This is a genomic window from Halorubrum sp. CBA1125 (assembly GCF_009742825.1).
Taxonomy (GTDB): domain Archaea; phylum Halobacteriota; class Halobacteria; order Halobacteriales; family Haloferacaceae; genus Halorubrum.
On the sequence record NZ_WPCE01000197.1, the window covers coordinates 1 to 5,001 of the forward strand.

At 69.8% G+C, this 5,001-nt stretch carries 5 protein-coding genes and 2 pseudogenes; 3 read left to right on the plus strand and 4 right to left on the minus strand.

What is annotated here, in order from left to right; genetic code table 11:
- Both GJ633_RS13775 and moaC read left to right on the plus strand, forming a co-directional pair.
- On the plus strand, positions 1-923 hold a 923-nt coding region (locus GJ633_RS13775; RefSeq protein ID WP_156589275.1), incomplete at its 5' end, for an NAD(P)H-hydrate dehydratase.
- The gene (gene moaC / locus GJ633_RS13780) at positions 916-1,443 is read left to right on the plus strand and encodes a cyclic pyranopterin monophosphate synthase MoaC (protein WP_156589276.1); all 528 of its coding nucleotides are present in this window, start codon (positions 916-918) and stop codon (positions 1,441-1,443) included. The genes GJ633_RS13775 and moaC, both read left to right, overlap by 8 nt.
- A 31-nt stretch (positions 1,444-1,474) precedes the next feature.
- On the opposite strand, the gene GJ633_RS13785 is transcribed toward moaC, so the two are convergent.
- From GJ633_RS13785 to GJ633_RS13800, 4 genes and pseudogenes are all read right to left on the minus strand, one after another.
- A complete protein-coding gene (locus GJ633_RS13785; protein ID WP_156589277.1) occupies positions 1,475-1,954 on the minus strand; it encodes a hypothetical protein in 480 nt (159 codons plus the stop codon).
- 91 nt (positions 1,955-2,045) lie between these two features.
- Positions 2,046-3,226: pseudogene (locus GJ633_RS13790) on the minus strand (glycine cleavage system aminomethyltransferase GcvT).
- An 87-nt stretch (positions 3,227-3,313) separates the two neighbouring features.
- A complete protein-coding gene (locus GJ633_RS13795; RefSeq protein WP_156589278.1) occupies positions 3,314-3,598 on the minus strand; it encodes a hypothetical protein in 285 nt (94 codons plus the stop codon).
- Positions 3,599-3,681: 83 nt separating this feature from the next.
- Entirely contained in the window at positions 3,682-4,449 is a 768-nt protein-coding gene (locus tag GJ633_RS13800) for a VOC family protein (protein ID WP_156589279.1), read from the minus strand.
- A gap of 168 nt (positions 4,450-4,617) precedes the next feature.
- Between GJ633_RS13800 and GJ633_RS13805 the strand changes: the two are divergent.
- Positions 4,618-5,001: pseudogene (locus GJ633_RS13805) on the plus strand (hypothetical protein); the annotation flags it as partial.

Below are 5,001 nucleotides of genomic sequence, written 5' to 3' on the forward strand. Positions count from 1 at the left end.
TCGACGCCGACCGCGTCGTCACCTTCCACGACGCGAAGCCGGGGCTCGATCGGCTCGACGCCGCGGTGACCGTCGCGGACATCGGGATCCCCGAGGCCGCAGAGCGGTACACCGGTCCTGGCGACCTGCTCGGGCTCGCGCGCGACCCGGACTCGCACAAGGGCGACAACGGCGAGGTGCTCGTGGTCGGCGGCGGTCCCTACACCGGCGCGCCGTCGCTCTCGGCGCGGGCCGCCCTCCGGACGGGCGCCGACCTCGTCCGCGTCGCCTGCCCCGAGACCGTCGCGCGCGAGGTGCAGGGCTTCTCCGCCGACCTGATCGTCCACGATCTGCCGGGAGACCGACTCGACCCGGGCCACCTGGATCGAGTGCTGGAACTCGCCGCCGAGAACGACGTCGTCGTGCTCGGTCCCGGACTCGGCGACGACGGCGGGACCGCGGCGTTCGTCCGCGAGTTCCTCGCGGCCTACGACGGGCGCGCGGTCGTCGACGCCGACGCGCTCCGGGTCGTCACCGAGGTCGACACCGACGCCGAGCTGATCTGCACCCCACACCAGGGCGAGCTGGTCGGGATGGGCGGCGAGACCGCGGCCGACCCCGACGAGCGCGCGGACCTCGTCCGGTCGTTCGCGGCGGAGCTCGGCCACACGCTCCTCGTGAAGGGCGCCTACGACGTCATCGCGGACGGCGACGAGGTCCGGCTGAACCGGACGGGGAACCCGGGGATGACCGTCGGCGGGACGGGCGACGTGCTCGCGGGCGCGGTCGGCTCGCTCGCCGCGCAGACCGACGCGTTCCGCGCGGCGGCGGTCGGGACGTACGTCAACGGGACCGCCGGCGACATCGTCGCCGAGGAGCGGGGGTACGGGCTGGTGGCGACGGACCTGATCGATCGGATTCCGGAGGCGATGCACGATGAGTGAGGACGCCGACGAGCACGAGAGCAGATCCGATCCGACCGACGCCGACGACCTGACCCACACGACCGAGTCCGGCGAGGTCCGGATGGTCGACGTCGGCGCGAAGCCGGACACCCGTCGGCGAGCGGTCGCGCGCGGCGAGATCCGGCTGACGCCGTCGACGGTCGCCGCGGTCGAGGCCGACGAGGTCGGGAAGGGCGACGTGCTGGCGACCGCCCGAATCGGCGCGGTCCAGGCCGTGAAACACACGTGGGAGACCATCCCGATGTGTCACCAGATCCCGATCACGAACGTCGACACCGACTTCGCCGTCGGCGACGACCGGATCGAACTGACGGTCGGCGTCGAGACGACGGGGAAGACCGGCTGCGAGATGGAGGCGTTAGAGGGCGTGACGACCGGTCTCAACGTCGTCTGGGACATGGTGAAGGCCGCCGAGAAGACCGAGGACGGCGGGTACCCGGACACCGGGATCACGGGCGTCGAGGTGGTGGAGAAGCGGAAGCGACCGATCGAGGAGTGAACCGTAGCGCAGGTATCGCGCGTTCACGACCTCACTCTTCGCTTACCGTGACCACATATTCGTAGTCTTTCGAGTGCCGTTCGCCGATCGTTTCCCTCACACTGAACCCGTATTCGTACGTTCCGGGGTCGGCGTCCGGCGCGGCGTGAACCGTCACGTGTAGCGTCGCGCTGGTGCAGTCGTCCCACAGATAGATCGGCGGACAGGAGTCCGCCTGCGCGTCTATCGGGTTCCTGAACTCGACGTCTCCGAACTGCACCGGCGCGTCGCTGGGACCGCACTTGTACAGCCGCGAGTCGAACGAAAAGTCCGTAATCCCGTCTACCTGGATGTCGAACACGTCCGAGTCGCCCGGAGCGAGTTCCGGTTCCTCGACATCGACGGTCGGTGGCCAGCTATCCTTGCCCGTACACGACGGGCAGTTGCCGAGACAGACGTCACCGCCGAGACAGCCGCCCAACCCCGTGACCGCCGTCGCAACGGTGCCGGCGAGCAGCTGACGCCTTCGCATACGCGTACTGTCGCACAGACGTACGTTAACTTGTTGCAGGGAAATCGGCTTTGTGTTCGAGTACGCAGGGACACCGTCGAAGACGTTCGCTCTACCGGTCGAGGAACGGCGGTTCGACGACCTCGGCGCGCTTCTCGTCGCCGCGGACCACGACGTTCACCTCGGCGCCGGGCTCGACGTACTCCACGCGGAGGTACCCCAACCCGATAGGCTCGTTGAGAGTCGGGCTCATCGTCCCGGAGGTGAGGTGGCCGATCCGGTCCCCGTCGCGTCCGTGACCGCGTAGCCGCCTCGCGGGACGCCGCGCTCGAGCAGCCGGACCCCGACGAACCGCTCGTCGACGCCCGCCTCCTTCTGGGCCGCCAGCGCGTCGCGACCGACGAACTCCGTGTCGAGGTCGACCACGAATCCGATGTCGGCCTCGTACGGGGTTCGCGGCTCGCTCTCGGGGTCGAAGTCCTGCCCGGAGAGGAGGTAGCCCATCTCCGTCCGGAGCGTGTCGCGCGCGCCGAGCCCACACGGCTGGAGGTCGAACGCCGACCAGACCCCCTCGACCTCGGCGGCCGGACACAGGACCTCGAACCCGTCCTCGCCGGTGTAGCCGGTCCGTGCCACCCAGCTCTCGACGCCGGCGACGGTCCCGACGGTGGCCTGGAACTTCGAGAGCGCGAGGAGGCGGTCGGCGTCGTCGGGTGCGTCTCCCGCGGCGTCGCCGAGTGCGTCGGCCGCGTCGGGACCCTGGACCGCTAGCATCGCCCAGTCGTCGGTGGCGTTCGCGACGGACGCGTCGAGGCCCCACTCGTCGCGGCCGTCGACCCAGCGGTCGTACATCTGTCCGTCGTGGCCCGCGTTCGGCACGAACAGGTACGCGGGCTCGCCGGTCGGAGCGTCGAGGTCGCCGTCGGCGACCCCGCTCTCGGCGATCGCGGCCGCGGCGGTGCCCGCCTCGATCCCGTCCGGGAGCCGGTACACGACCGTGTCGTCGAGCATGACTCCGTCCTCGTCCGTGATCGCGGCGTACTGCGAGTCGCCCGGGTCGAGCGCCGCCGCGTCGTTGGTCGTGAGGCGGTTCACGAGCGCCGTCGCGTCGGGGCCCGACACCTCGATCTCGCCCATGTGCGAGACGTCGAAGCGGCCCACCGCCTCGCGGACCGCGGCGTGTTCCGTCCGGATCGAGTCGAACTCGACGGGCATCTGCCAGCCGCCGAAGTCGGTGAACGTCGCGCCGCGCGCCTCGTGGTCCGCGTGGAGCGGTGACTCCCGGTCGGTCATGGTCGACGCTCGCCGGGACGAACCTAAGGTCTTGCCATCGCTGGCCGGTGCGAACGCACGGCAGAAGACGATCCGCCCGGACCCGGCTCAGTGCGAGTGGCCGAGCGCGTCTTCGAGCGACTGACCGAAGCGCTCCTCGAACAGCTCTGCCGCCGTCTCGTTCATCGCCGCGATGTCGTCCGGCACTTCGCCCTCGCTGTGGTGGGCGATGACGTGCGCCTGCTGGGCCATCGCCTGCACCACGACGTCGCTGAGGACGCGGCTCGGGGTCTCGCCCTGCTCGCTGAGCACGTCGACGAGGCCGGCCGGCAGTTCGAACGACTCCTCGTCGCCGTCGGGACCGGCGATCGTGTAGGTCTCTGTCTCTCCCATACGCCTCCCTCGCAGTCGGAACATAAGGGTCTGTGGAAACGCGACGACCGGACCCCGAGCCCGGAGTCGGGGCGACGTCCGTCTCAGTCTCGGACGACCACTTCGATCTCGTGGCCGTCCTGGTCCTTCGTGAACGCGTACTCGTGGTCACAAGACGCCGGATCGCGGTAGTCGGGGGCCTCTCGGTCCAAGAGAGTCTCCCACGCGTCGTCGAGGTCGTCGACGCGGACGGCGAGGTGGCCCCACGCGTCGCCCATCTCGTAGGAGCGGCCGTCGTAGTTGTAGGTGAGCTCGACCTTCATCGCCTCCTCGGGGGCGTCCTCGGGAGCCACGAAGTAGTTCGCGAACGTGTCGGCCTCCCAGCGGCCGGGGACCTCCGTGTACTCGAACTTGCGGGTCCAGTAGCCGAGCGCCTCGTCGGCGTCCTCGACGCGGATCATCGTGTGGTCGATGCTCCACTTCGCGCCCTGATCGCGTTTGACGATCTCGATCTCGTGGCCGTCGGGGTCTTTCACGAACGCGTAACGGTTCCCGCAGGACTCGGGGTCGCGGTAGTCCTCGACGCCCTCCGCCATCAGTTGGTCGTACGACTCCTGGAGCGCGTCCTCCGGGACGCGCACCGCGATGTGGCCCCACGCGTCGCCCATCTCGTAGGAGCGGCCGTCGTGGTTGTAGGTGAGTTCGAGGAGCGCCCCGTCCTCGTGAACGTCCTCGGGCCCGAGGAAGACGTTCGTGAACGTGTCGGCCTCCCAGCGCCCCTTCTCTTCGTAGTTCAGGTGCGTCTGGTACCAGTCGAGGCTCTCCTCTAAGTCCTCGACGCGCATCATCACGTGGTCCAAGGTTCCGTCCATACACCAGTGGCGTCGGACGCTCGGGTCAAAAGCGTACTGGAGACCGGCCCCGGGCGCCGGCGTCCGATCCGGCTCCCCGCCGAAAGCCGAGTTCCCCCGAAAGTCGAGTTCCCCCAAAATCCAGGGTTCCGCCGAAAACCATTCGTCGCGGCCGCCCGGAGCGGTGGTATGTCGGAACGCGTCGACGGGGGCGCCTCGATCGTCACCGCCTTCCTCCGTCACCGGAGCGACGTCCTGCTCGTCCGCCGAGACGAGGGTCGCTGGGACGGGCTCTCCGCTCCCGCCGCCGGCGACCCGGACGGTCGAGTTCGCGCCGCGGTCCGCGAGGCGACCGGTCTCGCGGTCGGAGCGCCGTCGACCGGCGAGGAATCGACCGACGCGTCGGCGTCGCTCGTGCGCGCTGGCGACCCGGTCCGTGTCGCGGCCCGCGACGCGGAATCGGACCGGGCCGACCCCGGGACGGAACCGGACCGGACCGACCGAGACGACGGACCGGACCGATCCGCAGACGGAACCGGACCGGACCGATTCCGACGCGACCGACCGATCGTA

Excerpts from the sequence above, each read along its gene's own strand:
- moaC (WP_156589276.1), top strand. The coding sequence starts at position 916 with ATGAGTGAGGACGCCGACGAGCACGAGAGCAGATCCGATCCGACCGAC.
- GJ633_RS13785 (WP_156589277.1), bottom strand. The coding sequence starts at position 1,954 with ATGCGAAGGCGTCAGCTGCTCGCCGGCACCGTTGCGACGGCGGTCACG.
- GJ633_RS13795 (WP_156589278.1), bottom strand. The coding sequence starts at position 3,598 with ATGGGAGAGACAGAGACCTACACGATCGCCGGTCCCGACGGCGACGAG.
- GJ633_RS13800 (WP_156589279.1), bottom strand. The coding sequence starts at position 4,449 with ATGGACGGAACCTTGGACCACGTGATGATGCGCGTCGAGGACTTAGAG.